Here is a 23823-nt window from a genome sequence, read left to right as displayed (position 1 = left end):
TTTTTAGACGCCGCTGGAGAGAAACGGCTTATAGCCAGTGTACAAGCCACCCGTTTTCACGGGTGGTTATGACTAGTCGAATTGCCACCGATCAACACTTTACTCAAAATGGTTTCTATTGTTTCTTGATTGAGAGCTTGAAACAAGGTAAGTTTTAATTTTCTAATACGAACTTTAAGAACAGATTATTTCTATTTTTCTGAAAAAAACGACAAGATTATGGAATTTCCAAAGAAATACTCCGTTGTGACATCAATATAGCCTCCAACTTTATTTTCTACTAGCAGTATGCTGAAGGTGTGAGAATTATGATAGATACATTGTCATAGAGCTAAATTGATTGTTCCAATTTAATTGTTCAAGCTAGCTTGACATAGATAGAAAAAGATATTTCACACGGAGTCTATCGCTATATTAGAATATCTAGCTAATCAATCTGTATTACCATTTTTAATTTTTAAATCGTTCAATATTATTGCACGATTTACTCATTACTAAAGCTATTTAGCGATGTATACTTAGTAGTGTAAAGATGATTATCTTAAAAAAAGAAAGGAGAGTTGTTTATGACTAAACATATTCATAAATGTGAAGAAATTGATAGTCTTGATTTTGAAGTAAACGAGCAAGAGCTTTCAGGCAAATCAGGTTCAGGTTGGTTTACGGCAGTTCAATTAAGTCTAGCAGGTCGTTGCGGTCGATGGTTTACAGGATCATTTGAATGCACTAGTAACAACGTAAGTTGTGGTAAATAAAAATGGGGGAAAAATGATGGAAGAAAAGAAAATGTCATCAGAGATTGATAATTTGGATTTTGAAGTAAACGAGCAAGAGCTTTCAGGTAAATCAGGTTCAGGTTGGTTTACGGCAGTTCAATTAAGTCTAGCAGGTCGTTGTGGTCGATGGTTTACTGGTTCATTTGAATGTACTAGTAACAACGTAAGTTGTGGTAAATAAAAATAGGAGAAAATGATGGAAGAAAAGAAAATGTCATCAGAGATTGATAATTTGGATTTTGAGGTAAACGAGCAGGAGCTTTCAGGCAAATCAGGTTCAGGTTGGTTTACGGCAGTTCAATTAAGTCTAGCAGGTCGTTGTGGTCGATGGTTTACTGGTTCATTTGAATGTACTAGTAATCATGTAAAATGCGGTTAACTAAGGATTAGAAAATTTTATTCTGATAAATAGTATTTGTTAAATTTATTATAAACAAGGAAAGTTTTGCGAGGGACAATATGGAAAACAAGCAATATAATTCAGAAATTGACACTTTAGACTTTGAAATTAGCGCTCAAGAATTGGAAGGAACTTCTGGTGCAGGAGGCTGGTATTCAGCATTTAAAATGACTCTAGCTGGTCGCTGCGGTCGATGTTTCACATGTTCTTATGAATGTACAAGTAATAATGTTAATTGTTAATTTAGGAAGTATATATGTTTCTTGAGATGTGAAAATTTTCCTTGTTATAGTTGACAGATATAGAGTTAAATGATAAATTATAGGAGAAACAAAATGGAAGAAAATTATGTAGAAGTTGATAGCTTGCGTCATGAAATTGACAATCAAGAATTAGCAGGTAATTCTGCAGCTGGACTCAGAACAGCAATTCGAATGACTAGTCAAGGTCGCTGTGGGTGGGCTTTCACGCTTTCTTATGAATGTACGTCACCAAATGTCCGCTGTAGATAGAATGAACAAGATTGGAGAGTAAGATGGAAGGAATTATTGGAACACTTGAGTTTTATGCTCCCGTATTGATTCTAGGAGCATCTATTATTGGTATCGTCTACGTTATGAAAAAACGAAAAGAACGAAAATGATGTATATTTAAAAAGCCATACTAGTTTATGGCTTTTTTACTTGTCTTTAGAGAGATTATGCACGAATTACTCATGATATTAAAGCTCAGATTGATTATAATAGTCTTGTAAAATAGAAATGGAGGAATATTTATGTCACAATTAGTTGTAAAAAATTTAAATAAAGAGTTTGGGGAGGGAGATAGCCTAGTTCATGCTTTATCGGATGTTAATCTCTCTGTAAAGACAGGAGAATTTCTTGCTATTATGGGAGCAAGCGGCAGTGGAAAAACAACTTTGTTAAACTGTATTTCAACAATCGATAAGCCGACGTCAGGTGATATTTCCTTTGAGGGATTTGATATCATCAATGCAACAGATAATCAATTGGCAAACTATCGCTCACAAAATATTTCCTATATCTTTCAATCTTATAATTTAGTTGAAACTTTAACAGTTTATGAGAATATTGTCTTACCATTACAAATTCAAGGGAAAAAAGTTGCTGATTGTCATTTAAAAATAGAAAATATCCTAGAAAAATTATCAATTGGTCAATTACGAAATAAATTTCCCAATCAATTATCAGGAGGACAAAGACAGCGTGTTGCCACCGCACGTGCTCTAATTGATGAATCTAAACTGCTTATTGCAGATGAACCAACAGGTGCTTTAGATTCGGCTAACTCAGAAAATTTAATGGCTCTTCTGCAAGAGATTAATCAAGTTTTTGGCATTACCATTTTAATGGTGACACATGATCCGGCAGCAGCTAAGTATTCATCACGAATTATTCTATTAAAGGATGGACAAGTTACAGCAGATATGTACCGCCATTCTTTATCAAATGAAGAATACTTACAAAAAATTTATAAACATACACGATAAGGAGAAGTAGGATGTATCCAAAATTAATTCTCAGAAATGTTCAAAGAAATTTACAGACCTACACAGTTTATTTTCTTAGTTTAACGTTAATTTATAGTCTACTCTATGCATTTAATGCTTTGCCAAGTCATCCTGTTATGCAAAGTTTATCAGGTGCTAAGGAGATGATGACAACCATTATGACACAATATATGGGACTATTATCTTATGTTGTATTGAGTACAATTGCTTTTTTAGTTGTTTACTCCACTGGTTTCGTATTAGGTCGAAGAAAACAAGAGCTAGGTCTATACGCAACATTGGGGATGAAAAAACGTCATATTGTAGGAACGCTTTTCTGTGAGACAATGGTTGTTAATCTGTTTGCTTTGCTTGCAGGATTTATCTTAGGGTTAGGAGTATTGATTGTTCTAGCACATATTGCATCTAATTTTTTTATGGGGAATTATTTTGGTAATATGTTTTTTCTAGACATGAAATCAGTTAATTTATTAGGAATATCATATTTAGCAACAAGTGTAATCATTGGTGTGATGGACATAGTTACCTTTAGAAAGCAAGCTATTATTTCTCTTATTCAAGAAAATGGTGTTAAAAGTTCTATTTTTTCGAAAGGAGAAACAAAATGGCAATTGCTACTATTTATCTTGTCGGCACTAGTTATTTGCTTTGGATGTGTCTATTTATCAGACTATACACATATTTCAATTCTTAGAAATTGGGGAATGTTACTTATAACACTGTTTGTACTAGTTATATTTATTTTTTACAGTACATTAAGTCATTCTTTGATCCGCTTAACTTATTCATTGCCAAATTGGTATTTCAAGAAATATAATTCATTTAAACTCAGACAACTATCTAAGCAAGCAGATCGTAATTCGGTGACCATATCGGTATTATCGCTTTCCTTGGCATTAGCAACTAGCTTATTGATTTTTAGTGGTAGTGCCTACAGTTCATTGAGTAATGATTTAAATAAATTTATTCCTTATGATATTGATGTGCAGATGTTTAAGGGAGAAAAATACCATCATAACAATATAGATGTAAAGAATAAGTTAAAAGAAGATGGTTTTGACTTTTCGATTATTGATAAAGAGTTTGAGTATCCAACTTATATAAGTGAATTGACTTATAAAGATATTATTGATACAAGCAATTTATGGGATTTAGATAAAGAATTAGGAGGCTCGTTCGTTAATATTGTTTCGCTTACTGATTATAATTCTTTATTAAGACTTCAAGGGAAAAAAGAAGTCAGTTTGTCAGACAATGAATTTTTAATAAATGCAAACTATAAAGGCACTAGGAAGCAGATTAGGGAATTTCTCTCTAAAACTAACGAATTGACTGTTTCCGATGTAAAGTTAAGGTCAAGTTCTAAAAGTCCTTTGGAAAATGTTTATTTTGTTACTACAGTAGAAAATAATGATCGAGGGACATTGATAGTCCCTGATAAAGTAGCGAAAAAATTGACTATTAACAGTTTACATTATGTAGCCTTATATAAAAAAGGGATTGATAAACGAAATGTTGAATCATTTTTAGAGAACTGGATTGAAAATTATTATTTTACGGATCAAGAAGGAAATCAAGCTGATTTTGTATATCAAACAAAAGTTCGATCAGCAGAACTATATCTAGGAGTTATGGGAGTCATTGTATTAGTTCTAATTTTTGTTGGAGTTATTTTTACAGTTATCACATTGAGTATTCTGTCGTTGCAGGCTTCCACAAATGCATTAGAAAGTGTTAATGATTACAATATACTTTATTTATTAGGAAATCAAAGAATGCAAAATAAAAAAATTATTTTTCAACAGATTCTCGCCTATTTTCTAATACCGTTGCTAATAGCTATTCCATTGAGTTGTTCACTTAGTAATAGCTTATTAGGCTACTTTGAAAATTTTGCAAATACAACAGTTGTAATTGATGTAAAATATTTATTGTTTATGATTGGTTTATTTACAATTTATATCTATTTTACCTATAAAATTTGTGTGAGGGCCAGTAATCAGATCTAATGAGTGAAAACCAGAATGGGATATTAGCTATCCTTATTCTGGTTTTGTGATATAATGATAACAAAAAATCATAGTAGGAAATTTTAAATATGAAGACGTGGTTAAAGAATATTTCTGATAACTCATTATTGTTATGGTGGAGCACTTTAATAAATCATTTTATATTAATGGTTTATATATACCTTAAAATTCCATTTGACTTTTCATCAACTTTTACTCAAAAATTTGCAGTTGTTTTTATTATTTTGTTGATTATTTCTACTTATATTTGTAATTTCTTAAAGTTTAAGTATAGTGAATTAAAGTTGTGGCTATTACTATCTCTATTTTTAATTAGTTGGCAATTGGCTCTGAGTTTGAATGTTGAACACACATTATTCCATTTTTTAGATCTGCTTCATCCCATTAATTCTTTTCTATTAGTTTATAGTTCAGTATCTATTATTCTGTTAGGTAAAAAAATAGGTGAGGAACTATTTTTTGTAACTTTTATTGTTACGATTATTACAGAGATATCTTATTTTTTTAGTGAGCCTCTCTTTTTATTCTTATCTATATTTACATCATTTTTCATTTCTTGCTTACCTATTGTTCTGTTAATGATGTATAAAAAAGAGTTGAAATCTTTTTTAAATTACCAGAGGAAAAATTTAACCTTCCTTTCATTTTTTCTACCCGTTACTTATGTCATTTTATATATTAACACGGCTGATATTGGTATTTTAAATTTTTTATGGTATGTAGAAATTTTTTTGGTACTTGTTTCGTTCCACTTGAAAACAATTTATATGAGTTTTCAAAAAAAGATAGATGAGTTGAAACTATTATATATTGAGGCAAGTTTAAAAGTACTACTGGGGGTAAGTATCCTTTTAATTGCTACATTTATTATTGCAAGACTAGATTTAAAACAAAGTTTTATTTGTTTTAATTTACTTGTGCTGATTGTTGGATTTCTAACGGAAGAATTTATTAGATTATTTAGAGGTAAGCGGCTAACGGGTGCAAAAGATTATTTAGAAGCTTTATTTTTGAAAAGAAATAAGATGGTGAAGAATTTGTTAGCTAATGAAGATATAGAGCAACAATTCGCAGAATTTCTTCATAACGAAGTATTACAAAGTGTGATGGCTATTAAAAATTTTAATAAATATGGAGAAGATGAGAAGTTTAGAACTCAGATTGGATATGTCTCAGATGAACTAGTTCAACGTATCCGAGAGAGAATGGATTATTATCAACCAATGAGTAGTGGCAATGAGGAGTTAACTAAAAAATATACATCATTAATTGATAGAATATTGAGGAGATATGAGACTATGAAAGAAGTTGAAACAGATTTTCAGTCTGATTTTTTTCTAATGGAACCGTATGATAAGATTCTTTATCGCTTTATTGAAGAATTAGTGACTAATGCTGTTAAATATTCATCAGGACATACTATTTGGTTATCTCTCTCTGTATCTGACGATATTATTTATTTATCTTGTAAAAATAATTATGATATTTCTAGTAACCATCTTGGTTATGGGTTAAAGAATTTAGAAAATCGTGTTAGTGTTTTAGGTGGAACAATAGAAATTCAGACAATGGATGCTATGTTTCAAGTAGAAATTCAATTACCAATAGATAAGGAGCTATGCTATGAAAATTTTATTAATTGATGATCACAAGTTGTTTAGTCAGAGCATAAAAATGATTTTAGAGTTATCAGAAACAATTGAATATGTTGATTTAGTTGAAAATTTTCAATCAGTAGATGATATTGATTATAGTCCATACGATATCATTTTGATAGATATTAATTTGACTAGTATTTATGAAACAGATGGATTAGCCTTGGCAGAAGAAATGATAAAAAAAGAACGAGGTATTAAAATCGTTATCTTAACAGGGTATAGCAAAAAAATTTATGAGTATCGAGCTCAGAAGATGGGAGCCTATGCTTTTATTGATAAAAGTATCGATCCAGATAAGCTTCTTACTCAATTAAAAGGTATATATAGTGGAAAAAAGTATTTTTCGGTAGAAGAAATCGTGGATATCTTGTCTGAACGAGAGATAGAAGTGTTAGAATCGATTAGAAATGGTTTAACAATTGATGAGGTTTGTGAAACCTTATTTTTAAGTAAGCGGACTGTTTCGAATCATTTGGCAAATGTATTTTCAAAGCTAGGTGTTAATAATAGGCAGGAGGCAATCCATAAAGCAGAACTTTTAGGATATTTCTCTCCAGAGTAAGATTATCTTTTATGCCAAATTGGCATAAAACTATGAATTATGAATCAAGTAAACCATTAAGTTATGCACGATTTAAGCGCCTTGTTGGTGTTCAACGCACTACTTTTGAAGAGATGTTAGCTGTGTTAAAAACAGCTTATCAACTTAAACACGCAAAAGGTGGACGAACCCCTAAGTTAAGCCTAGAAGACCTCCTCATGGCTACTCTTCAATACATGCGAGAATACCGAACTTATGAACAAATTGCGGCTGATTTTGGCATTCACGAAAGCAACTTAATCCGTCGGAGTCAATGGGTTGAAGTGACTCTTCTTCAAAGTGGTTTTACGATTTTAAAAACTCATCTTAGTGCTGAGGATACGGTGATTGTGGATGCAACAGAGGTAAAAATCAATCGTCCTAAAAAAATCAACTAACCAATTATTCTGGTAAAAAGAAATGTCATGCTATGAAGGCTCAGGCGATTGTCACAAGCCAAGGGAGAATTGTTTCTTTGGATATTGCAGTGGACTATTGCCACGATATGAAGTTGTTCAAAATGAGCCGCAGAAATATCGGACAAACTGGTAAAATCTTGGCTGACAGTGGTTGTCAAGAGCTCATGAAGATGTATTCACAAGCGCAAACTCCGAGGAAATCAAGCAAACTTAAGCCACTAACTCTTGAAGATAAATCCTATAATCATGTGCTATCTAAAGAGAGAATCAAGGTTGAGAATGTTTTTGCCAAAGTAGAAACGTTTAAAATGTTTTCAACAACCTATCGAAATCGACGTAAACGCTTTGGATTACGAATAAATTTAATTGCTGAAATTATCAACCGTGAACTAGGATTCTAGTTTCGCAGGAAGTCTAATAGCATAAATACGCCTAGGAATGACATTTTTATGTAGTATTTCTAGGTTTTTTTGTTTCAAATTGAAAATTTTTTCAATTTAGGCTTGACAAATGATGAGTATAGGAGTATTATTTATACAAACAAAAGGAATAAACATAAAGGAGGCTTTGTTATGAATAAGATGAAGAAGGTGTTGATGACGATGTTTGGTTTAGTGATGCTCCCCCTACTATTTGCTTGTAGTAACAATCAATCGGCTGGAATTGAAGCCATCAAGTCCAAAGGGAAATTGGTTGTAGCCCTCAATCCAGATTTTGCTCCATTTGAATACCAAAAAGTGGTTGATGGGAAAAATCAGATTGTGGGTTCAGATATCGAATTAGCCAAGGCTATCGCAACAGAACTAGGTGTCGAATTGGAACTATCTCCCATGAGTTTTGACAATGTACTGGCTAGTGTTCAATCAGGAAAAGCCGATCTTGCCATATCTGGTGTTTCTAAGACAGATGAACGGGGCAAGGTGTTCGATTTTTCAACTCCCTACTATACTTCAAAAAATAAGCTCATTGTCAAAAAATCTGATTTAGCCACTTATCAGTCTGTAAACGACTTGGCGCAGAAAAAGGTCGGAGCACAGAAAGGTTCGATTCAAGAGACGATGGCGAAAGATTTGCTACAAAATTCTTCCCTCGTATCTCTGCCTAAAAATGGGAATTTAATCACAGATTTAAAATCAGGACAAGTGGATGCCGTTATCTTTGAAGAACCAGTTGCCAAGGGATTTGTGGAAAATAATCCTGATTTAGCAATCGCAGACCTCAATTTTGAAAAAGAGCAAGATGATTCCTATGCGGTTGCCATGAAAAAAGATAGCAAGGAATTGAAAGAAGCAGTCGATAAAACCATTCAAAAGTTGAAGGAGTCTGGAGAATTAGACAAACTCATTGAGGATGCCTTTAAAGCGTCCATTGAAAAATAGAAAGAAGGAAAAGAACATGAGTAAAGAAAAAGTAATTTTGGCCTATTCTGGCGGTTTGGACACATCAGTTGCTATTACCTGGTTAAAGAAAGATTATGATGTTGTTGCAGTTTGTATGGATGTGGGTGAAGGGAAAGACTTAGATTTCATCCATAATAAGGCTCTTAAGGTTGGGGCAGTCGAATCTTATGTTATTGATGTTAAGGACGAATTTGCTACAGATTATGTGCTAGTGGCTCTCCAGTCACATGCCTACTATGAACAAAAGTACCCCTTGGTATCTGCCTTGAGCCGCCCTCTTATTTCTAAAAAATTGGTTGAAATAGCGCATCAGACAGGAGCGACTACAATTGCTCATGGTTGTACTGGTAAGGGGAATGACCAAGTGCGTTTTGAAGTATCGATTGCAGCCTTGGATCCCAATTTAAAAGTGATTGCGCCAGTTCGTGAATGGAAATGGTCTCGGGAGGAAGAAATTCATTATGCTAAGGAAAATGGGGTACCTGTTCCTGCTGACCTTGATAATCCCTACTCTGTCGACCAAAATCTTTGGGGACGTGCCAATGAATGTGGTATTTTGGAAAATCCATGGAATCAGGCTCCAGAGGAAGCCTTTGGCATCACAACTTCTCCAGAGCAAGCTCCAGATATGCCAGAATACATTGATATTGAGTTTAGTGAAGGTGTTCCAGTTTCCCTCAATGGAGAAGTGTTAAAATTGGCAGATTTGATTCAAAAACTCAATGAAATAGCTGGAAAACATGGGGTCGGACGGATTGACCACGTGGAAAATCGCTTGGTTGGGATTAAATCAAGAGAAATCTATGAGTGCCCAGGGGCAGTGACTCTGCTGACAGCTCATAAGGACATTGAGGATTTGACGCTTGTGAGAGAAGTGGCTCATTTTAAACCAATCATAGAAAATGAATTATCAAATCTCATTTATAATGCTTTGTGGTTTAGTCCGGCTACACAAGCCTTGATTGCTTATATTAAAGAGACTCAAAAAGTTGTCAATGGGACTGCAAAAGTCAAACTGTATAAGGGAAGCGCTCAGGTCGTGGCTCGGAAATCACCAAATTCTCTTTACGATGAAAATTTGGCGACGTATACTAGTGCAGATACCTTTGACCAAGATGCGGCTGTTGGCTTTATTAAGTTGTGGGGACTTCCAACCAAGGTTCATTCTGAGGTTCAAAAAAGTGCCAAATAGGGCGATTGGATAGAGAGGTGGATGTGATATGGCTAAGAATACAAAATTATGGGGTGGTCGATTTGAAGGTACTGTCGAAGACTGGGTAGAGCGCTTTGGTGCGAGTATATCTTTTGACCAGAAATTAGCTAAATTTGACGTGATTGGTTCTTTAGCCCACGTTCAGATGTTGGGTCAGACGGGCATTTTGAGTTTGAATGAGTCAGAAAAGATTCAAGCAGGCTTGAAAGAGCTTTTAGAAGAGCTAGAGGCAGGCCAACTTGACTTTGATATTGCAAACGAAGATATTCATATGAATATGGAAGTGTTGCTGACAGAAAAAATCGGTCCCCTTGCAGGGAAGTTACATACGGCTCGTTCTCGAAATGACCAAGTTGCGACAGATATGCACTTGTATCTCAAGGAGCAACTAGGTCATGTCCTAGATAAGCTGACTCATCTCAAGGGTGTTTTATTAGACTTGGCGGAAAATCATGTGGAGACGATCATGCCGGGCTATACCCATCTGCAACATGCCCAGCCTATTAGTTTTGCCCACCACCTGATGGCTTACTACAATATGTTTCAAAGAGACAGTGAACGTTTTGAATTTAACCAGCAGCATACAGACCTATGCCCTCTAGGTGCGGCAGCTTTGGCAGGAACGACTTTCCCCATTGATCGCCAATTATCTAGCGATTTGCTGGAGTTTAAGCAACCTTATACAAATTCTTTGGATGCTGTTAGTGACCGCGATTTTATCTTAGAATTTCTATCCAATGCCAGCATACTCATGATGCATATGAGCCGTTTTTGCGAAGAAATGATCAATTGGTGTAGTTTTGAGTACCAATTCATTACCTTGTCAGATACGTTTACAACAGGTTCCTCTATTATGCCCCAAAAGAAAAATCCAGATATGGCTGAGTTGATTCGAGGAAAGACTGGTAGAGTCTATGGGAATCTGTTTGGACTGTTGACAGTCATGAAGTCCTTGCCTTTAGCTTATAATAAGGATTTGCAAGAGGATAAGGAAGGAATGTTTGATACGGTCGAAACGATTTTAAATTCCCTCGATGTGTTGGCAGGTATGTTATCTAGTTTGCAGGTAAACAAGGAAAAAATGCAAGAGTCGACAGAGAAGGACTTTTCAAATGCAACTGAGTTAGCAGATTATTTGGCAGGGAAAGGTTTGCCATTTAGAGAAGCTCATGAGGTTGTAGGAAGATTAGTGCTAGACTCTATCAAGTTTGCTAAAAATATTCAAGATTGGACTTTGGAGGAATTACAAACCTATCATTCCCTCATTGCCGAGGATATTTATGTCTACTTGCAACCTAAAACTGCTGTTCAAAGACGAAATTCCTTGGGAGGTACAGGATTTGACCAAGTGAAATACCAGATTGCAGTTGCTAAGAAAGCGAATGAAGCTAGAAAGTGATAGATTGATAGGTTCAGAACAAGAGGTTGGTCGATTGACAACCTCTTTCTTGTCTTCTCTAACCAAGCGTGTTATAATGAATACTGCTCAAGCGACCTTCAATCGTTGAAGCACACACGACCTTCAATCGTGAATAAACGAATAGATGGGAGACTTACCATGAGTGATAACTCTAAAACACGTGTTGTTGTGGGGATGAGTGGTGGTGTTGATTCGTCGGTGACGGCTCTTCTTCTCAAGGAGCAGGGCTACGATGTGATCGGTATCTTCATGAAGAACTGGGATGACACAGATGAAAACGGCGTCTGTACGGCGACCGAAGATTACAAGGATGTGGCTGCGGTGGCAGACCAGATTGGCATTCCCTACTACTCTGTCAATTTTGAAAAAGAGTACTGGGACCGCGTTTTTGAGTATTTCCTAGCGGAATACCGTGCAGGACGTACGCCAAATCCAGATGTTATGTGCAACAAGGAAATCAAGTTCAAGGCCTTTTTGGACTATGCCATGACTTTAGGGGCAGACTATGTAGCGACTGGCCATTATGCCCGTGTAGCGCGTGATGAAGATGGTACTGTTCATATGCTTCGTGGTGTGGACAATGGCAAGGACCAGACCTATTTCCTCAGCCAACTTTCGCAAGAACAACTTCAAAAAACCATGTTCCCACTAGGACATTTGGAAAAGCCCGAAGTTCGCAGATTAGCAGAAGAAGCAGGCCTTGCAACTGCTAAGAAGAAAGACTCGACAGGGATTTGCTTTATCGGAGAAAAGAACTTTAAAAATTTCCTCAGCAACTACCTGCCAGCTCAGCCTGGTCGCATGATTACTGTGGATGGTCGCGATATGGGCGAGCATGCAGGTCTTATGTACTATACGATTGGTCAGCGTGGCGGTCTGGGTATCGGTGGGCAACACGGCGGTGACAATGCCCCTTGGTTCGTTGTCGGAAAAGACCTAAGCAAGAATATCCTCTATGTCGGCCAAGGTTTCTACCATGATTCGCTCATGTCAACCAGCCTAGAGGCTAGCCAAGTCCACTTTACTCGTGACATGCCAGAAGAGTTTACGCTCGAATGCACAGCAAAATTCCGCTACCGTCAGCCTGATTCTAAGGTGACCGTCCATGTCAAAGGAGATAAGGCAGAAGTTATCTTTGCAGAACCGCAACGCGCGATTACACCAGGACAGGCAGTTGTCTTTTATGATGGCGATGAGTGTCTAGGTGGCGGTTTGATTGACAATGCTTACCGCGATGGACAAGTTTGTCAGTACATTTAGATTGACAAATTTTCTCAATTTGCTACAATAATAAAAGCAATAGAAATGATGGTCAAAGCTCATGGATGTTGCAGGCTTTTTTGTCCTGCACTTCTTTGGAGTTTTGACTGTTTTTGTGCCGTTTAGAGGAGGGGATAAAAATGACTCAACAAGACTTTCGGACAAGAGTAGGAAATACGATTTTTGGCGTTCGGGCGACAGCCTTGATTCTTCAAAATCGCAAGCTCCTAGTTACCAAAGACGAGGGCAAGTATTACACTATTGGAGGTGCGATTCAAGTTAATGAAAGCACGGAAGACGCGGTAGTTCGTGAAGTGAGGGAAGAATTAGGTGTCCGAGCTCAAGCTGGGCAGCTAGCTTTTGTGGTTGAAAATCGTTTTGAACAGGACGGTATTTTCTATCACAACATCGAGTTTCATTATCTGGTTGATCTACTGGAGGATGCCCCATTGACCATGCAGGAAGATGAGAAAAGGCAGCCTTGTGAGTGGATTGACTTGGATCAGCTCCAGAATATCCAGCTAGTTCCAGCCCTTTTAAAAACAGCCCTACCAACTTGGGACGGCCAACTAAGACACATTCATCTTGAGGAATAGGAGAGAAACATGACTTATCATTTTACTGAAGAATACGATATTATTGTAATTGGTGCGGGACACGCTGGGGTAGAAGCATCCCTAGCTGCTAGTCGTATGGGGTGTAAGGTTTTGCTTGCGACCATCAATATTGAAATGCTGGCTTTCATGCCATGTAATCCCTCTATCGGTGGTTCTGCCAAGGGGATTGTTGTGCGTGAAGTCGATGCCCTTGGTGGCGAGATGGCCAAAACCATTGACAAGACTTACATCCAGATGAAGATGCTCAATACAGGGAAGGGGCCAGCTGTCCGTGCCCTTCGTGCGCAAGCTGACAAAGAGCTTTACTCTAAGGAAATGCGCAAGACAGTTGAAAATCAAGAGAATTTGACCCTTCGTCAAACCATGATTGATGAGATTTTGGTTGAAGATGGCAAGGTTGTCGGTGTTCGTACAGCTACCCATCAAGAATATGCTGCTAAGGCTGTTATCGTGACGACAGGGACTGCCCTCCGTGGGGAAATCATCATCGGAGACCTCAAGTACTCATCAGGACCAAACCACAGCCTAGCTTCTATTAACCTAGCTGATAACCTAAAGGAATTGGGACTCGAAATTGGTCGTTTCAAGACAGGAACACCTCCACGTGTCAAGGCTTCTTCTATCAACTACGATGTGACCGAGATTCAGCCAGGAGACGAAGCGCCTAATCATTTCTCATACACTTCACGTGATGAGGATTATGTCAAGGATCAAGTGCCATGCTGGTTGACCTACACCAACGGTACCAGTCATGAGATTATCCAAAATAACCTCCACCGTGCGCCTATGTTTACAGGTGTGGTCAAGGGAGTGGGACCTCGTTACTGTCCGTCGATTGAAGACAAGATTGTGCGCTTTGCGGACAAGGAGCGTCACCAACTCTTCCTTGAGCCAGAAGGGCGCAATACAGAGGAAGTCTATGTTCAAGGACTTTCAACCAGTCTGCCTGAGGATGTCCAACGTGACTTGGTTCATTCTATCAAAGGGTTGGAAAATGCAGAGATGATGCGAACAGGTTATGCCATCGAGTACGACATGGTCTTGCCTCATCAGTTGCGTGCGACTCTGGAAACCAAGAAAATCTCAGGTCTCTTCACTGCTGGTCAGACAAATGGAACGTCAGGTTACGAAGAAGCTGCTGGTCAAGGGATTATCGCGGGTATCAATGCGGCTCTGAAAATCCAAGGCAAGCCTGAGTTGATTTTGAAGCGCAGTGACGGTTATATTGGGGTCATGATTGACGACTTGGTGACCAAGGGAACCATTGAGCCTTATCGCCTTTTGACCAGTCGTGCTGAATACCGCCTCATTCTCCGTCATGACAATGCCGATATGCGTTTGACAGAGATGGGACGCGAGATTGGACTTGTGGATGATGAACGCTGGGCTCGCTTTGAAATCAAGAAAAATCAGTTTGACAATGAGATGAAGCGCCTAGACAGTATCAAACTCAAGCCAGTCAAAGAAACCAATGCTAAGGTTGAGGAGATGGGCTTCAAGCCGTTGACCGATGCAGTGACAGCCAAGGAATTCCTTCGCCGTCCAGAAGTTTCTTATCAAGATGTGGTGGCCTTCATCGGACCAGCTGCAGAGGACTTGGATGACAAGATTATCGAATTGATTGAAACAGAAATCAAGTATGAAGGCTATATTTCCAAAGCCATGGACCAGGTTGCTAAGATGAAACGCATGGAAGAAAAACGCATTCCAGCCAATATCGACTGGGATGATATTGATTCTATCGCGACAGAAGCTCGCCAGAAGTTCAAACTTATCAATCCAGAAACTATTGGTCAAGCCAGCCGTATTTCGGGAGTAAACCCAGCAGATATTTCTATTTTGATGGTGTATCTGGAAGGTAAAAATCGTAGTATTTCTAAAAATCAAGAAAAGAAAGCATAGAGAAAAACAGCTCCGAAAATCGGGGCTGTTTTATGATTTATTCTTCATCTGGTGTGAGGATCATAGGGATGATGATCGGTTCACGTTCTGTATTTTCATAGAGGAAGGGGCGAATAGCGTTGACAATGGCACCATTGACAGATTGCACGCTAGCATCCTTATTTTTCAGTGCGATACGAATGGCATTGAAGAGGATGCGTTGGCTTTGGCGAATCAAGTCGCCAGACTCTCTCATGTAGACAAAGCCTCGGCTGAGGATGTCTGGACCAGATAGAATCATCTGTGATTTGAAGTCAACAGTTGCGACTGCTAGAACGACACCGTCTTCAGATAGATCACGACGATCTTTGAGGACAGCAGCACCGATTTCACCGATACGATTTCCATCTACATAGATGTCTTGGGCGTTGAAATGACCTGCGATACGAGCTGAGTCAGCAGTAAGGGCAAGCACATCACCATTGCTCATGATAAAGATATTGTCCTTCTCAACACCAGTATCTACCGCTAGTCCAGCGTGGACTTTTTGCATGCGGTATTCACCGTGGACAGGCATGAAGTATTTTGGCTTAATCAAGCGGAGCATAAGTTTTTGCTCTTGCTGGCCACCGTGTCCAGATGTATGGATATTGTTAACCTTACCGTGGATAACTTCGACACCAGCTTCAGAAATGATGTTAATCAGCTTGTTGACGCTAGTAGTGTTTCCAGGGATGGGACTTGAAGAGAAGATAACGGTATCACCGGGTTGGAGCTGTACCTGACGGTGGGTTCCGTTGGCGATACGAGAGAGGGCTGCCATAGGCTCGCCCTGACTACCTGTACAGAGGATCAGAATTTCTCCTGCAGGGTAGTCTTTGATTTCATTTGGCTCGATAAAGGTTCCTTTTGGAGCTTTTATGTAGCCAAGCTCAATTCCGTTGACAATGGCCTTTTCCATCGAACGACCAAAGACCGCAATCTTACGTCCAGTCTTAACAGCGGCTTCTGTTGCTTGTTGGAGACGGAAGATATTTGAGGCAAAGGATGCAAAGATGATACGTCCTTCGATGCCTTGGATAATCTTCATGATGGACTGGCCAACGACTTTTTCAGAGTTGGTAAAGGTTGGCACTTCTGCATTTGTTGAGTCAGACAGGAGACAGAGCACGCCTTCTTCACCAAGCGCAGCCATACGGTGCAAATCTGCTGGTTCACCAACTGGTGTTAAGTCAAACTTGAAGTCACCCGTACAAACGATTTTCCCTTGAGGAGTATGAATGACAATCCCCAAAGGCTCTGGAATAGAGTGAGTCGTTCTAAAGAAAGTTGCCTTGAGATTTTTAAAGGTCAACTCAGTGTTGTGGTTGATTTCGTAAAGTTTGGCGTTGCGCAGGAGGCCATGTTCTTCGAGTTTACCACGGATTAAAGCCAAGGCAAGTGGTCCAGCATAGATTGGGACATTTGCTTGCTTGAGTAGGAATGGAATCCCACCGATGTGGTCCTCGTGTCCGTGGGTAATCAAAACAGCCTTGACGCGATCGATATTGTCTACAATGTAAGAGTAATCAGGAATGACGTAGTCGATACCCAGCAAGTCATCTTCTGGGAATTTAATCCCAGCATCGACGATGATAATCTCGTCTTGGTATTCAATTCCGTATGTGTTTTTCCCGATTTCTCCCAGACCACCGATGGCAAAAACGCCAACTTCTTCAGGTTTAAGAGTATAGGCCATATTAGAACTCCGTGATTTCGAAGGCGCCAGTTTCTTTTTCGTAATCTAGCAATTTGTCAGACAAGAGTTCGATATACTCGATATTGTACTCTGGGCGATTTTCTTCGACAAGTTGGCGAGCAGCGATACGGCCCTCAAGTTCTGAGCTGGCATCGATGTCTAGGTATAGTGCGCGTGTTGTTTCACGTCGTGGGCTACGTTCTTTTGTTTCTTGATAAAAAACTTTGTAAATCATATAGTTCCTTTCTATTTTACAGGTCAGCTTATTCCAAACTTTTAGCATAGATTTGCTTGATTTCATTCCATTTTGTGTCTAGATTGACCTTGATTCGTTACAATTATTTCAATTATACCACAAAATGAAAAATTAGTAAAAGACGGAAACGAGAAAGTCAGGGGACGATTTCTTTGGTAAGCGCTTGCAAAAATAAAGAAAATGTGTTATATTGACAACGGAAGTGAAATTTATTGTTTGTCATAATTCCATATAGTTTTTAAGTCAAGGAGGTTGCCCTATGTATAACTTATTTGCTTTTGCTATCGGAGCTCGCTTGGTAGCTTTTATTGTTTTTGTTGCTTGCGTTTATGGAGGGAATCTTCTATTTGCAAAACTGGAACGACGACAAACCAAGTTCTTGTGGAAAATTACTTTTGTGACTCTCTACTCGCTTTTTCTCCTCCTCGTAACCTATGTCGTTTGGTTTGTATTTTACTTTGGATTAAATGCTTAGATGCCCCGCTTATGCTGGGGCTTTTTGTTTGGGGATATAGAGATAGTAGATTTACGACACGAAAATTCCACCCCATCTATCAAGATGAGGTGGTCTTTGCATTTTTCTAAAATGACATGACAATCGAATTTTCATAGCTTATTAGTTTTATGTTAATGATTCTTCTGTTCAAAAATAGAGTTGAAGCATAAAAATAAAACAATACAAACAGATAAATCAATTGGTAAAGGGATAGTAGTCATGTTTAAATCATTGAGAATGCTGAGCAAACTGTAAGAGATAAAGATAATAAAATTTATCTTTCTAAAAATGTGTTTTTTATTTAGCATGACTTACCAAATTTTTTACGAAGGTCTTTTCCAATGGTATAACCTGCCATAAATAAAGCGATACCAACACCTACACCAAAGCCACCCTTTATTTCTTGCAATTCCTTATTAGAAATTTCACAATAGTTGTTCAAATCTTTCATCATATTAATCTCCTCCTAAAAAATAACCAGCTGCCAAACCAGAACCTATAAGTGCTGTTCCACCTGCAATAGCTTTCCAAGATACTGCTACTCCAAAGATAACCAAGGGAGCGAGACCGCCATCAATATCTGATAATTCATTTTCAGATAAGGATAAAAATTGATTGTCAAGAACGTCAAAATTTGTCATTGAACTTTCCTCCTTTTTTCTTGTTCACTTTTATATTCGTAAAAGAAAAGGAAAAGTGAACATTTTTTTAAATTATTTTTAGTTAAGTGAGGGCACTCTTGTTTGGGGATAAAGAAAATTCCCATGTGCCAGCTTTTGTAGTATAATAGTAAGCAGACAAAAAGATAGGAATGTGTTATGAAAGTATTAGCTTTTGATACGTCCAGCAAGGCTCTTTCTCTCGCTATTTTAGAGGACAAGCAGGTTCTTGCTGAGACTACTATTAACATCAAGAAAAATCACAGTATTACCCTCATGCCTGCCATCGATTTTTTGATGGCGAGTTTGGACTGGACTCCCAAGGACTTGGACCGAATCGTGGTGGCGGAAGGACCAGGTAGCTACACAGGCTTGCGAATTGCGGTCGCAACTGCCAAGACTTTGGCTCATACTCTGAACATTGAGTTGGTTGGTATGTCTAGCCTCTTGGCTCTGGTGCCCTACCAACAAGAAGGTCTCTTCGTTCCTTTGATGGATGCGCGTCGCAATAATGTGTACGCAGGATTTTATGAAAATGCTAAACCTGTCATGCCAGAAGCGCACCTTTCCTTTGAGAGAGTGATTGAGCTAATCAAGGGCGCTAGTCAGGTAACCTTTGTCGGAGAAGTTGGCCCCTTTGTGGAGCAGATTCAAGAACACTTGCCAAGGACTAATTTCAAAGAAACCTTGCCTAATGCAGCCAATCTAGCTCTCTGGGCCTGGGACAAGGAAGCAGACTCCTTGCATGATTTTGTGCCGAATTACCTCAAACGAGTCGAGGCTGAGGAAAACTGGCTCAAGAACCACACCGAGTCTGGCGAGTCTTACATTAAACGCCTATGATAGAAATTAAACGAATCCAACAGCAGCCTGACTTGGCTCAAGCCATCTATGCTGTTATGGCAGCTGTTTACTCGGTTAGCCCTTGGACGCTGGAACAAATCCAAGCAGACCTGTCCCAAGACCAGACTTGGTATGCTCTGGCTTATGATGGGGAAGAAGTGATTGGATTTTTAGCTGTTCAGGAGAATCTTTTTGAAGCAGAAGTATTGCAGATCGCTGTCAAAAAAGCCTATCAAGGTCAGGGGCTAGCCTCTGCCTTGTTTGCGACACTGCCGACAGACAAAGAGATTTTCCTCGAAGTCAGAAAGTCAAATCAACGAGCGCAAGCATTTTACAAGAAAGAAAAGATGGCGGTCATCGCTGAGCGAAATGCCTACTACCATGACCCAGTCGAGGACGCCATCATCATGAAGAGAGAAATAGATGAAGGATAGATATATTTTAGCATTTGAGACATCCTGTGATGAGACCAGTGTCGCCGTCTTGAAAAATGACGATGAGCTCTTGTCCAATGTCATTGCTAGTCAAATTGAGAGTCATAAACGTTTTGGGGGCGTAGTGCCTGAAGTAGCCAGTCGTCACCATGTCGAGGTCATTACAGCCTGTATCGAGGAGGCGCTAGCAGAAGCAGGGATTACGGAAGAGGATGTGACAGCTGTTGCGGTTACCTATGGACCAGGCTTGGTCGGAGCCTTGCTAGTTGGCTTGTCAGCTGCTAAGGCCTTTGCTTGGGCACATGGACTTCCGCTAATTCCCGTTAACCACATGGCTGGCCACCTCATGGCCGCTCAGAGTGTGGAGCCTTTGGAGTTTCCCTTGCTAGCCCTCTTGGTTAGCGGTGGACATACGGAGTTGGTCTATGTTTCCGAGGCTGGTGACTACAAGATTGTTGGAGAAACGCGAGATGACGCGGTTGGCGAGGCCTATGATAAGGTCGGCCGTGTCATGGGCTTGACCTATCCTGCTGGTCGTGAGATTGACGAGCTAGCTCATCAGGGACAGGATATTTATGATTTCCCTCGTGCCATGATCAAGGAAGATAATCTGGAGTTTTCATTCTCTGGTTTGAAGTCTGCCTTTATCAATCTTCACCACAATGCCGAGCAAAAGGGAGCGAGCTTGTCCACAGAGGATTTGTGTGCTTCCTTCCAAGCAGCTGTCTTGGATATTCTTATGGCAAAAACTAAGAAGGCTTTGGAGAAATACCCTGTTAAAACTCTAGTTGTGGCAGGTGGGGTAGCAGCCAATAAAGGCCTCAGAGAACGCCTAGCGGCCGAAATCACTGACGTCAAGGTTATCATTCCACCTCTGCGTCTTTGCGGAGACAATGCAGGAATGATTGCCTATGCCAGCGTCAGCGAGTGGAACAAAGAAAACTTCTCAGGCTTGGATCTCAATGCCAAACCAAGTCTCGCTTTTGATACTATAGAATAAAGAGTCAGCTTAAGGCTGGCTTTTTCACTGTTTAAAGTGTCAGAATATTTTGACAAAACTATAAAAATAATGATATAATATGCAAAAGCTAGGAGGTGGCAAGATGATTGAGAGAATGGAATTGGGAGAATTTTACAAGGAATTGCGCTTGGCTAGAAAGCTCAAACAGTCAGATGTGGCTTGTGCTGGACTAACAGCTTCTCAGCTATCCAAGTTCGAACTAGGGCAGTCTATGCTATCTGCAGATAAGTTGATCCTAGCCATCCAAGGGATCAATATGAATTTTGATGAGTTTGGTCATAAGCTCAATAACTATCAAGAATCTCCACATATGCAGATTGGTAGGAGGGTTGTGGATCGCTTTGCCCACCAAGATATAGCTGGCTTAGAGCAACTGTTGGAGGAAGTCGAGCAAGGACAGATGGCAGAGAGCTATCGTTGTTTGAATGCCATTGTGATTAAAAATGCTATTCATTCCTTAAATAAGAGCTATCTGCTAACAGAGGAGGATAGGGAGTTTTTGACTACTTATCTCTATGCTATTGAGTCTTGGACCTGGTTTGAACTTTATCTTTTTTGCAATACTATGCCCTTCTTGAGCAATCAAGACCTAATCTTTTTATCAACCTCTTTGCTTGAAAAATCCAAGGAATTTAAAGAGTTGGTACATAATAGACTGTATATGAAGCAAGGACTCTTAAATATCTTATCAGAACTCATGGAGCGAAAACTTTTCTCATACATCCCAATCTTCGAAGCCGAGTTGGAGAGCATGTTGCGTCCGTACGATGTTTTTGAGAAAGTATCGTGGCAATTTTTAAAGAAAATGAGTGTCTTTCTTCAAACTAAAGGAAGCAATCAAAAAGAGATTGAACACTTTATCCAATCTCTGCAAGTATTAGAAAATCCACAATTAACAGCTCTATTCGAATTGCGTTTTCAGCAATACAAAGAACTTATCGATTGATTAGAAACGGGAAGACGATAACCCACTCCGAAATAAGCAGGAGTATCAGTTGGATTTTTCTTTTTTTCATCATTATATCCCTCCTTGTTAGTAGTAACTTTATTATACCAGGGAAATAATCAAATCCACCAAAATCGCAAATCTGAAATTTCTATAAGAAAAAATATCAAATATGCGATTTTCAAAAATAAGCCAATTTTCGTGTTATACTGTCCTTGTAAAGCACTTGAAGCAAATCCTAGGTCGCAGAAGTGGTTTACAAGAAGAAAACGATTGAAGGAGTATAAAAGATGTTAAATTTACAATTTGCAGAAACGATGGAATTGACAGAAGCTGAGTTGCAGACAGTTTATGGAGGACAGGAACACCCTCCATTGGCTTATATTGGAGGAGGTTATGGAGGAGGTGCTCTATGGCAAAACTACTTTAACTTTGCTCCTCCAGCTCCTGCGACTAGACGTCGTTATTGATATTCAAAGCCCTTGCCTTTTTCTTGGGTAGGGGCTGTCTTTATTTCATAGTATAGGAGAAAATAGAATGAAAAAGATAACCTTACATTATTACTTTTTTATAGCATTCCTACTCGTCATTGCTTATCAGTACCTTAGTGGTCTGGTTTTATCTAGCGACTTTGCTATTGGTCTATCTGACTTTGGCTATTATCTGTCGGATATGATGTTGCATTTTCTTGTGGTTTTATTTGCTCTTATTGCTATGATTTGGTCGGGGAAATGGCAGAAAATCAACAGTAGAAAGTTTAAAAGATCCTATCTTTTCTATTCCTTCCTAGCTCTGCTTGCTTTTGTTGCTTGGAATTTTGTCACCTTTTTTCTTTTCCCACCTACTCGAAATGAAATTTCTTATCAACATGCTGCTCCTACTTTTACAGGAGCTACGGCATTTTTGATGTATTTTTTTTATCCTGTGATTGCAGGTCCCATTTTTGAAGACATGATTTATCGTGGATTAGTGATGACAGCTCTGGAGAAAGGGAAGAAATGGGGACTGAATGTACTCGGATCAGCTATATTATTTGGAATCTTGCACATTAGTAGTCATGGTTGGGTATTGACAGACTTTTGCGTCTATATGGGAGGCGGTCTTATATTTGCAGTCTTATTTAGAGTGACAAAGTCCATTTATTGGCCTATTGGACTGCATATAGTTTACAATGGTATTAGTCAGATTCTTATGTTATGGCACTAGGACTTAAAAAGATGAAAATTTTAGAGTATTTGATTTGGGTAAAAAGTTTTAAATTACTATGAAGAAACTTTTATTTGAAGCCGAGTTGGAGAGCATATTGCGACCATATGATGTTTTTGAAAAAGTATCGTGGCAGTTTTTAAAGAAAATGCTGATTTTTCTTCAAACCAAAGGAAGCAATCAAAAAGAGATTGAAAGCTATCTCCAATCTCTGCAAGTATTAGAAAATCCACAATTGCTAGCCCTCTTCGAATTGCGTTTTCAGCAATACAAAGAACTTATCGATTAGTTAACAATCGCAAATGTGATATTTTTGTGAGAAAAAATGTCAAATATGCGATTTTCTAAAATAAGCCAATTTCTGTGTTATACTATACTTGTAAAGCACTTGAAGCAAATCCTAAGTCGCAGAAGTGGTTTATAGATGGGAATTCGGACAGTATATGTTTAATTCTGAGCATACTGTAAATAGCTGGACTAAAAGTGAAACTTGGCGTCCTAGATAAGATGAGGTAAACGATGGGAAAACAGAGTCAGTTACAAATTTTAATTCATTCCCTGTACAATAATAAAGAAATCAGCTTGACGGAAGAATTTAGGAAGCAATTGCTAGAAACAGCGAAACAGTTTTCTAGTAGTAGTGAAGATTTGCTAGCTGTACGTCTCTCATTTGCCGTCTCTAAAGAATTATTGAACTTTAAAGGTGAACCGCCGACAGAGTTGTTGGATTTAGCAAAATTTGTCCAAAAGAAAGAAGCTAAATACAAGCAGGGAATAGTGTGGTCTGGTATTTTTAAAATATGATTCATTATAAAATACGGCATGAGTATCGCATAATGGATGAATCTGAATATGAGCAAGACTTGGATTTCAATGCCAAGCCAAGTCTCGCTTTTGATACGATGGAATAAAATGGAGTCTGTCTGATTACAATCAACAGACTTTTTTCTCTTTCCTGAATGTGTTATAATAGTCCATGCTGTGGCTGGAACCTTTTCAGCCTATTTATACTCTTCGAAAATCTCTTCAAACCGCGTCA

At 38.6% G+C, this 23823-nt stretch carries 29 protein-coding genes and 1 pseudogene; 26 read left to right on the top strand and 4 right to left on the bottom strand.

All coding sequences use genetic code 11. From position 1 onward, the window contains the following. Window positions 1–566: 566 nt before the first annotated feature. The 17 genes from slmA (HT721_RS06705) to mnmG all read left to right on the top strand — a co-directional run bounded on the left by slmA (HT721_RS06705) (window position 567) and on the right by mnmG (window position 15206). A complete protein-coding gene (gene slmA / locus HT721_RS06705; protein WP_057487957.1) occupies window positions 567–755 on the top strand; it encodes a salivaricin M family lantibiotic in 189 nt (62 codons plus the stop codon). 31 nt (window positions 756–786) lie between these two features. Further along, window positions 787–957, top strand: coding sequence for a salivaricin M family lantibiotic (gene slmA / locus HT721_RS06700; protein WP_240148715.1), 171 nt, complete (start codon window positions 787–789; stop codon window positions 955–957). 30 nt (window positions 958–987) lie between these two features. Continuing rightward, window positions 988–1155, top strand: a complete 168-nt coding sequence (gene slmA / locus HT721_RS06695) for a salivaricin M family lantibiotic (RefSeq protein WP_240148716.1) — start codon at window positions 988–990, stop codon at window positions 1153–1155. Between the two features lie 80 nt (window positions 1156–1235). Next, window positions 1236–1418 (top strand): salivaricin M family lantibiotic, encoded by a 183-nt coding sequence (gene slmA, locus HT721_RS06690; protein ID WP_078156164.1) that lies wholly within the window; start codon window positions 1236–1238, stop codon window positions 1416–1418. A 93-nt stretch (window positions 1419–1511) separates the two neighbouring features. Then, window positions 1512–1688 carry a salivaricin M family lantibiotic gene (slmA, locus tag HT721_RS06685; RefSeq protein ID WP_057487960.1) on the top strand — a complete coding sequence of 59 codons (177 nt, stop codon included), beginning with the start codon at window positions 1512–1514 and terminating at the stop codon, window positions 1686–1688. Between the two features lie 263 nt (window positions 1689–1951). After that, complete coding sequence (locus tag HT721_RS06680; protein WP_023945195.1) at window positions 1952–2686, top strand: ABC transporter ATP-binding protein; 735 nt, start codon at window positions 1952–1954, stop codon at window positions 2684–2686. An 11-nt stretch (window positions 2687–2697) separates the two neighbouring features. Further along, window positions 2698–4716, top strand: a complete 2019-nt coding sequence (locus HT721_RS06675; protein WP_023945194.1) for an FtsX-like permease family protein — start codon at window positions 2698–2700, stop codon at window positions 4714–4716. A gap of 89 nt (window positions 4717–4805) precedes the next feature. Then, window positions 4806–6380, top strand: a complete 1575-nt coding sequence (locus tag HT721_RS06670) for an ATP-binding protein (RefSeq protein ID WP_173213248.1) — start codon at window positions 4806–4808, stop codon at window positions 6378–6380. Then, window positions 6361–6957 carry a response regulator transcription factor gene (locus HT721_RS06665; RefSeq protein WP_023945190.1) on the top strand — a complete coding sequence of 199 codons (597 nt, stop codon included), beginning with the start codon at window positions 6361–6363 and terminating at the stop codon, window positions 6955–6957. Before HT721_RS06670 ends, HT721_RS06665 begins: the two co-directional genes overlap by 20 nt. Window positions 6958–6989: 32 nt before the next feature. After that, window positions 6990–7795, top strand: a protein-coding gene (locus HT721_RS06660) for an IS5 family transposase (protein WP_173213449.1) whose coding sequence is annotated in 2 segments (ribosomal slippage) — window positions 6990–7364 and window positions 7367–7795 — 804 coding nt in all. Because the reading frame shifts where the segments join, the coding sequence is not laid out codon by codon here. Window positions 7796–7966: 171 nt separating this feature from the next. Beyond that, on the top strand, window positions 7967–8773 hold the full coding sequence (locus HT721_RS06655; RefSeq protein ID WP_173213250.1) for an ABC transporter substrate-binding protein: 807 nt from the start codon (window positions 7967–7969) through the stop codon (window positions 8771–8773). Window positions 8774–8789: 16 nt separating this feature from the next. Then, entirely contained in the window at window positions 8790–9986 is a 1197-nt protein-coding gene (locus HT721_RS06650) for an argininosuccinate synthase (RefSeq protein WP_173213252.1), read from the top strand. 28 nt (window positions 9987–10014) lie between these two features. Continuing rightward, window positions 10015–11406: an argininosuccinate lyase gene (gene argH / locus HT721_RS06645; RefSeq protein WP_173229369.1), complete on the top strand. Its 1392-nt coding sequence runs from the start codon at window positions 10015–10017 to the stop codon at window positions 11404–11406. Beyond that, on the top strand, window positions 11390–11515 hold the full coding sequence (locus tag HT721_RS11290; RefSeq protein WP_267240675.1) for a hypothetical protein: 126 nt from the start codon (window positions 11390–11392) through the stop codon (window positions 11513–11515). Before argH ends, HT721_RS11290 begins: the two co-directional genes overlap by 17 nt. 50 nt (window positions 11516–11565) lie before the next feature. Next, on the top strand, window positions 11566–12687 hold the full coding sequence (gene mnmA, locus HT721_RS06640) for a tRNA 2-thiouridine(34) synthase MnmA (RefSeq protein ID WP_164226297.1): 1122 nt from the start codon (window positions 11566–11568) through the stop codon (window positions 12685–12687). Between the two features lie 140 nt (window positions 12688–12827). Continuing rightward, window positions 12828–13283, top strand: coding sequence for an NUDIX hydrolase (locus HT721_RS06635; protein ID WP_173229367.1), 456 nt, complete (start codon window positions 12828–12830; stop codon window positions 13281–13283). Window positions 13284–13292: 9 nt separating this feature from the next. Next, window positions 13293–15206: a tRNA uridine-5-carboxymethylaminomethyl(34) synthesis enzyme MnmG gene (mnmG, locus tag HT721_RS06630; protein ID WP_115904542.1), complete on the top strand. Its 1914-nt coding sequence runs from the start codon at window positions 13293–13295 to the stop codon at window positions 15204–15206. 37 nt (window positions 15207–15243) lie between these two features. Here mnmG and HT721_RS06625 read toward each other — a convergent pair whose 3' ends face one another. Then, window positions 15244–16923, bottom strand: coding sequence for a ribonuclease J (locus tag HT721_RS06625; protein WP_060805918.1), 1680 nt, complete (start codon window positions 16921–16923; stop codon window positions 15244–15246). 1 nt (window position 16924) lies between these two features. After that, window positions 16925–17158 (bottom strand): DNA-dependent RNA polymerase subunit epsilon, encoded by a 234-nt coding sequence (locus tag HT721_RS06620; protein WP_000639572.1) that lies wholly within the window; start codon window positions 17156–17158, stop codon window positions 16925–16927. 280 nt (window positions 17159–17438) lie between these two features. Between HT721_RS06620 and HT721_RS06615 the strand changes: the two genes are divergently transcribed. Beyond that, window positions 17439–17654 (top strand): hypothetical protein, encoded by a 216-nt coding sequence (locus HT721_RS06615; protein ID WP_023935522.1) that lies wholly within the window; start codon window positions 17439–17441, stop codon window positions 17652–17654. 322 nt (window positions 17655–17976) lie between these two features. Here the strand turns inward: HT721_RS06615 and cibB are convergent, their stop codons facing one another. Together cibB and cibA are read right to left on the bottom strand one after the other, a co-directional pair. Continuing rightward, window positions 17977–18129 carry a fratricide two-peptide bacteriocin subunit CibB gene (gene cibB, locus HT721_RS06610; protein ID WP_000974044.1) on the bottom strand — a complete coding sequence of 51 codons (153 nt, stop codon included), beginning with the start codon at window positions 18127–18129 and terminating at the stop codon, window positions 17977–17979. 1 nt (window position 18130) lies between these two features. Next, complete coding sequence (gene cibA / locus HT721_RS06605; protein ID WP_000180841.1) at window positions 18131–18316, bottom strand: fratricide two-peptide bacteriocin subunit CibA; 186 nt, start codon at window positions 18314–18316, stop codon at window positions 18131–18133. Between the two features lie 177 nt (window positions 18317–18493). Here cibA and tsaB point away from each other — a divergent pair, with 177 nt between their 5' ends. The 8 genes and pseudogenes from tsaB to HT721_RS06565 all read left to right on the top strand — a co-directional run bounded on the left by tsaB (window position 18494) and on the right by HT721_RS06565 (window position 23588). Next, on the top strand, window positions 18494–19177 hold the full coding sequence (gene tsaB, locus HT721_RS06600; RefSeq protein ID WP_173229365.1) for a tRNA (adenosine(37)-N6)-threonylcarbamoyltransferase complex dimerization subunit type 1 TsaB: 684 nt from the start codon (window positions 18494–18496) through the stop codon (window positions 19175–19177). Further along, a complete protein-coding gene (gene rimI, locus HT721_RS06595) occupies window positions 19174–19611 on the top strand; it encodes a ribosomal protein S18-alanine N-acetyltransferase (protein WP_173229363.1) in 438 nt (145 codons plus the stop codon). Before tsaB ends, rimI begins: the two co-directional genes overlap by 4 nt. Beyond that, window positions 19601–20611, top strand: a complete 1011-nt coding sequence (gene tsaD, locus HT721_RS06590; RefSeq protein ID WP_173229361.1) for a tRNA (adenosine(37)-N6)-threonylcarbamoyltransferase complex transferase subunit TsaD — start codon at window positions 19601–19603, stop codon at window positions 20609–20611. The genes rimI and tsaD overlap by 11 nt, the downstream gene beginning before the upstream one ends. 103 nt (window positions 20612–20714) lie before the next feature. Continuing rightward, window positions 20715–21578: an XRE/MutR family transcriptional regulator gene (locus tag HT721_RS06585; protein WP_173229359.1), complete on the top strand. Its 864-nt coding sequence runs from the start codon at window positions 20715–20717 to the stop codon at window positions 21576–21578. A 290-nt stretch (window positions 21579–21868) separates the two neighbouring features. Then, complete coding sequence (locus tag HT721_RS11375) at window positions 21869–22048, top strand: hypothetical protein (RefSeq protein WP_316043907.1); 180 nt, start codon at window positions 21869–21871, stop codon at window positions 22046–22048. 67 nt (window positions 22049–22115) lie between these two features. Beyond that, the gene (locus HT721_RS06575; RefSeq protein WP_173229357.1) at window positions 22116–22784 is read left to right on the top strand and encodes a CPBP family intramembrane glutamic endopeptidase; all 669 of its coding nucleotides are present in this window, start codon (window positions 22116–22118) and stop codon (window positions 22782–22784) included. A gap of 70 nt (window positions 22785–22854) precedes the next feature. Continuing rightward, window positions 22855–23073, top strand: a pseudogene (locus HT721_RS06570) (MutR family transcriptional regulator); the annotation flags it as partial. Window positions 23074–23303: 230 nt separating this feature from the next. Next, window positions 23304–23588: a bacteriocin immunity protein gene (locus HT721_RS06565; RefSeq protein ID WP_173229355.1), complete on the top strand. Its 285-nt coding sequence runs from the start codon at window positions 23304–23306 to the stop codon at window positions 23586–23588. Window positions 23589–23823 lie beyond the last annotated feature (235 nt).

This window comes from Streptococcus sp. 4094, from assembly GCF_013277125.1.
GTDB lineage: Bacteria > Bacillota > Bacilli > Lactobacillales > Streptococcaceae > Streptococcus.
The sequence above is the reverse complement of the archived record's forward strand: the minus strand, read 5'-3'. Positions and strand labels throughout refer to the sequence as shown.

What these genes read in the sequence shown, in the direction of transcription:
- HT721_RS06665 (WP_023945190.1), top strand. Translation starts at nt 6,361, where the DNA reads ATGAAAATTTTATTAATTGATGATCACAAGTTGTTTAGTCAGAGCATA.
- HT721_RS06670 (WP_173213248.1), top strand. Translation starts at nt 4,806, where the DNA reads ATGAAGACGTGGTTAAAGAATATTTCTGATAACTCATTATTGTTATGG.
- HT721_RS06675 (WP_023945194.1), top strand. Translation starts at nt 2,698, where the DNA reads ATGTATCCAAAATTAATTCTCAGAAATGTTCAAAGAAATTTACAGACC.
- HT721_RS11290 (WP_267240675.1), top strand. Translation starts at nt 11,390, where the DNA reads ATGAAGCTAGAAAGTGATAGATTGATAGGTTCAGAACAAGAGGTTGGT.
- HT721_RS06575 (WP_173229357.1), top strand. Translation starts at nt 22,116, where the DNA reads ATGAAAAAGATAACCTTACATTATTACTTTTTTATAGCATTCCTACTC.
- HT721_RS06615 (WP_023935522.1), top strand. Translation starts at nt 17,439, where the DNA reads ATGTATAACTTATTTGCTTTTGCTATCGGAGCTCGCTTGGTAGCTTTT.
- mnmA (WP_164226297.1), top strand. Translation starts at nt 11,566, where the DNA reads ATGAGTGATAACTCTAAAACACGTGTTGTTGTGGGGATGAGTGGTGGT.
- HT721_RS06565 (WP_173229355.1), top strand. Translation starts at nt 23,304, where the DNA reads ATGGGAAAACAGAGTCAGTTACAAATTTTAATTCATTCCCTGTACAAT.
- mnmG (WP_115904542.1), top strand. Translation starts at nt 13,293, where the DNA reads ATGACTTATCATTTTACTGAAGAATACGATATTATTGTAATTGGTGCG.
- argH (WP_173229369.1), top strand. Translation starts at nt 10,015, where the DNA reads ATGGCTAAGAATACAAAATTATGGGGTGGTCGATTTGAAGGTACTGTC.
- tsaD (WP_173229361.1), top strand. Translation starts at nt 19,601, where the DNA reads ATGAAGGATAGATATATTTTAGCATTTGAGACATCCTGTGATGAGACC.
- slmA (WP_057487957.1), top strand. Translation starts at nt 567, where the DNA reads ATGACTAAACATATTCATAAATGTGAAGAAATTGATAGTCTTGATTTT.
- tsaB (WP_173229365.1), top strand. Translation starts at nt 18,494, where the DNA reads ATGAAAGTATTAGCTTTTGATACGTCCAGCAAGGCTCTTTCTCTCGCT.
- HT721_RS06620 (WP_000639572.1), bottom strand. Translation starts at nt 17,158, where the DNA reads ATGATTTACAAAGTTTTTTATCAAGAAACAAAAGAACGTAGCCCACGA.
- HT721_RS06650 (WP_173213252.1), top strand. Translation starts at nt 8,790, where the DNA reads ATGAGTAAAGAAAAAGTAATTTTGGCCTATTCTGGCGGTTTGGACACA.
- HT721_RS06625 (WP_060805918.1), bottom strand. Translation starts at nt 16,923, where the DNA reads ATGGCCTATACTCTTAAACCTGAAGAAGTTGGCGTTTTTGCCATCGGT.
- rimI (WP_173229363.1), top strand. Translation starts at nt 19,174, where the DNA reads ATGATAGAAATTAAACGAATCCAACAGCAGCCTGACTTGGCTCAAGCC.
- slmA (WP_078156164.1), top strand. Translation starts at nt 1,236, where the DNA reads ATGGAAAACAAGCAATATAATTCAGAAATTGACACTTTAGACTTTGAA.
- HT721_RS06635 (WP_173229367.1), top strand. Translation starts at nt 12,828, where the DNA reads ATGACTCAACAAGACTTTCGGACAAGAGTAGGAAATACGATTTTTGGC.
- HT721_RS06680 (WP_023945195.1), top strand. Translation starts at nt 1,952, where the DNA reads ATGTCACAATTAGTTGTAAAAAATTTAAATAAAGAGTTTGGGGAGGGA.
- slmA (WP_240148715.1), top strand. Translation starts at nt 787, where the DNA reads ATGTCATCAGAGATTGATAATTTGGATTTTGAAGTAAACGAGCAAGAG.
- HT721_RS11375 (WP_316043907.1), top strand. Translation starts at nt 21,869, where the DNA reads ATGTTAAATTTACAATTTGCAGAAACGATGGAATTGACAGAAGCTGAG.
- slmA (WP_057487960.1), top strand. Translation starts at nt 1,512, where the DNA reads ATGGAAGAAAATTATGTAGAAGTTGATAGCTTGCGTCATGAAATTGAC.
- slmA (WP_240148716.1), top strand. Translation starts at nt 988, where the DNA reads ATGTCATCAGAGATTGATAATTTGGATTTTGAGGTAAACGAGCAGGAG.
- HT721_RS06585 (WP_173229359.1), top strand. Translation starts at nt 20,715, where the DNA reads ATGATTGAGAGAATGGAATTGGGAGAATTTTACAAGGAATTGCGCTTG.
- HT721_RS06655 (WP_173213250.1), top strand. Translation starts at nt 7,967, where the DNA reads ATGAATAAGATGAAGAAGGTGTTGATGACGATGTTTGGTTTAGTGATG.
- cibA (WP_000180841.1), bottom strand. Translation starts at nt 18,316, where the DNA reads ATGACAAATTTTGACGTTCTTGACAATCAATTTTTATCCTTATCTGAA.
- cibB (WP_000974044.1), bottom strand. Translation starts at nt 18,129, where the DNA reads ATGATGAAAGATTTGAACAACTATTGTGAAATTTCTAATAAGGAATTG.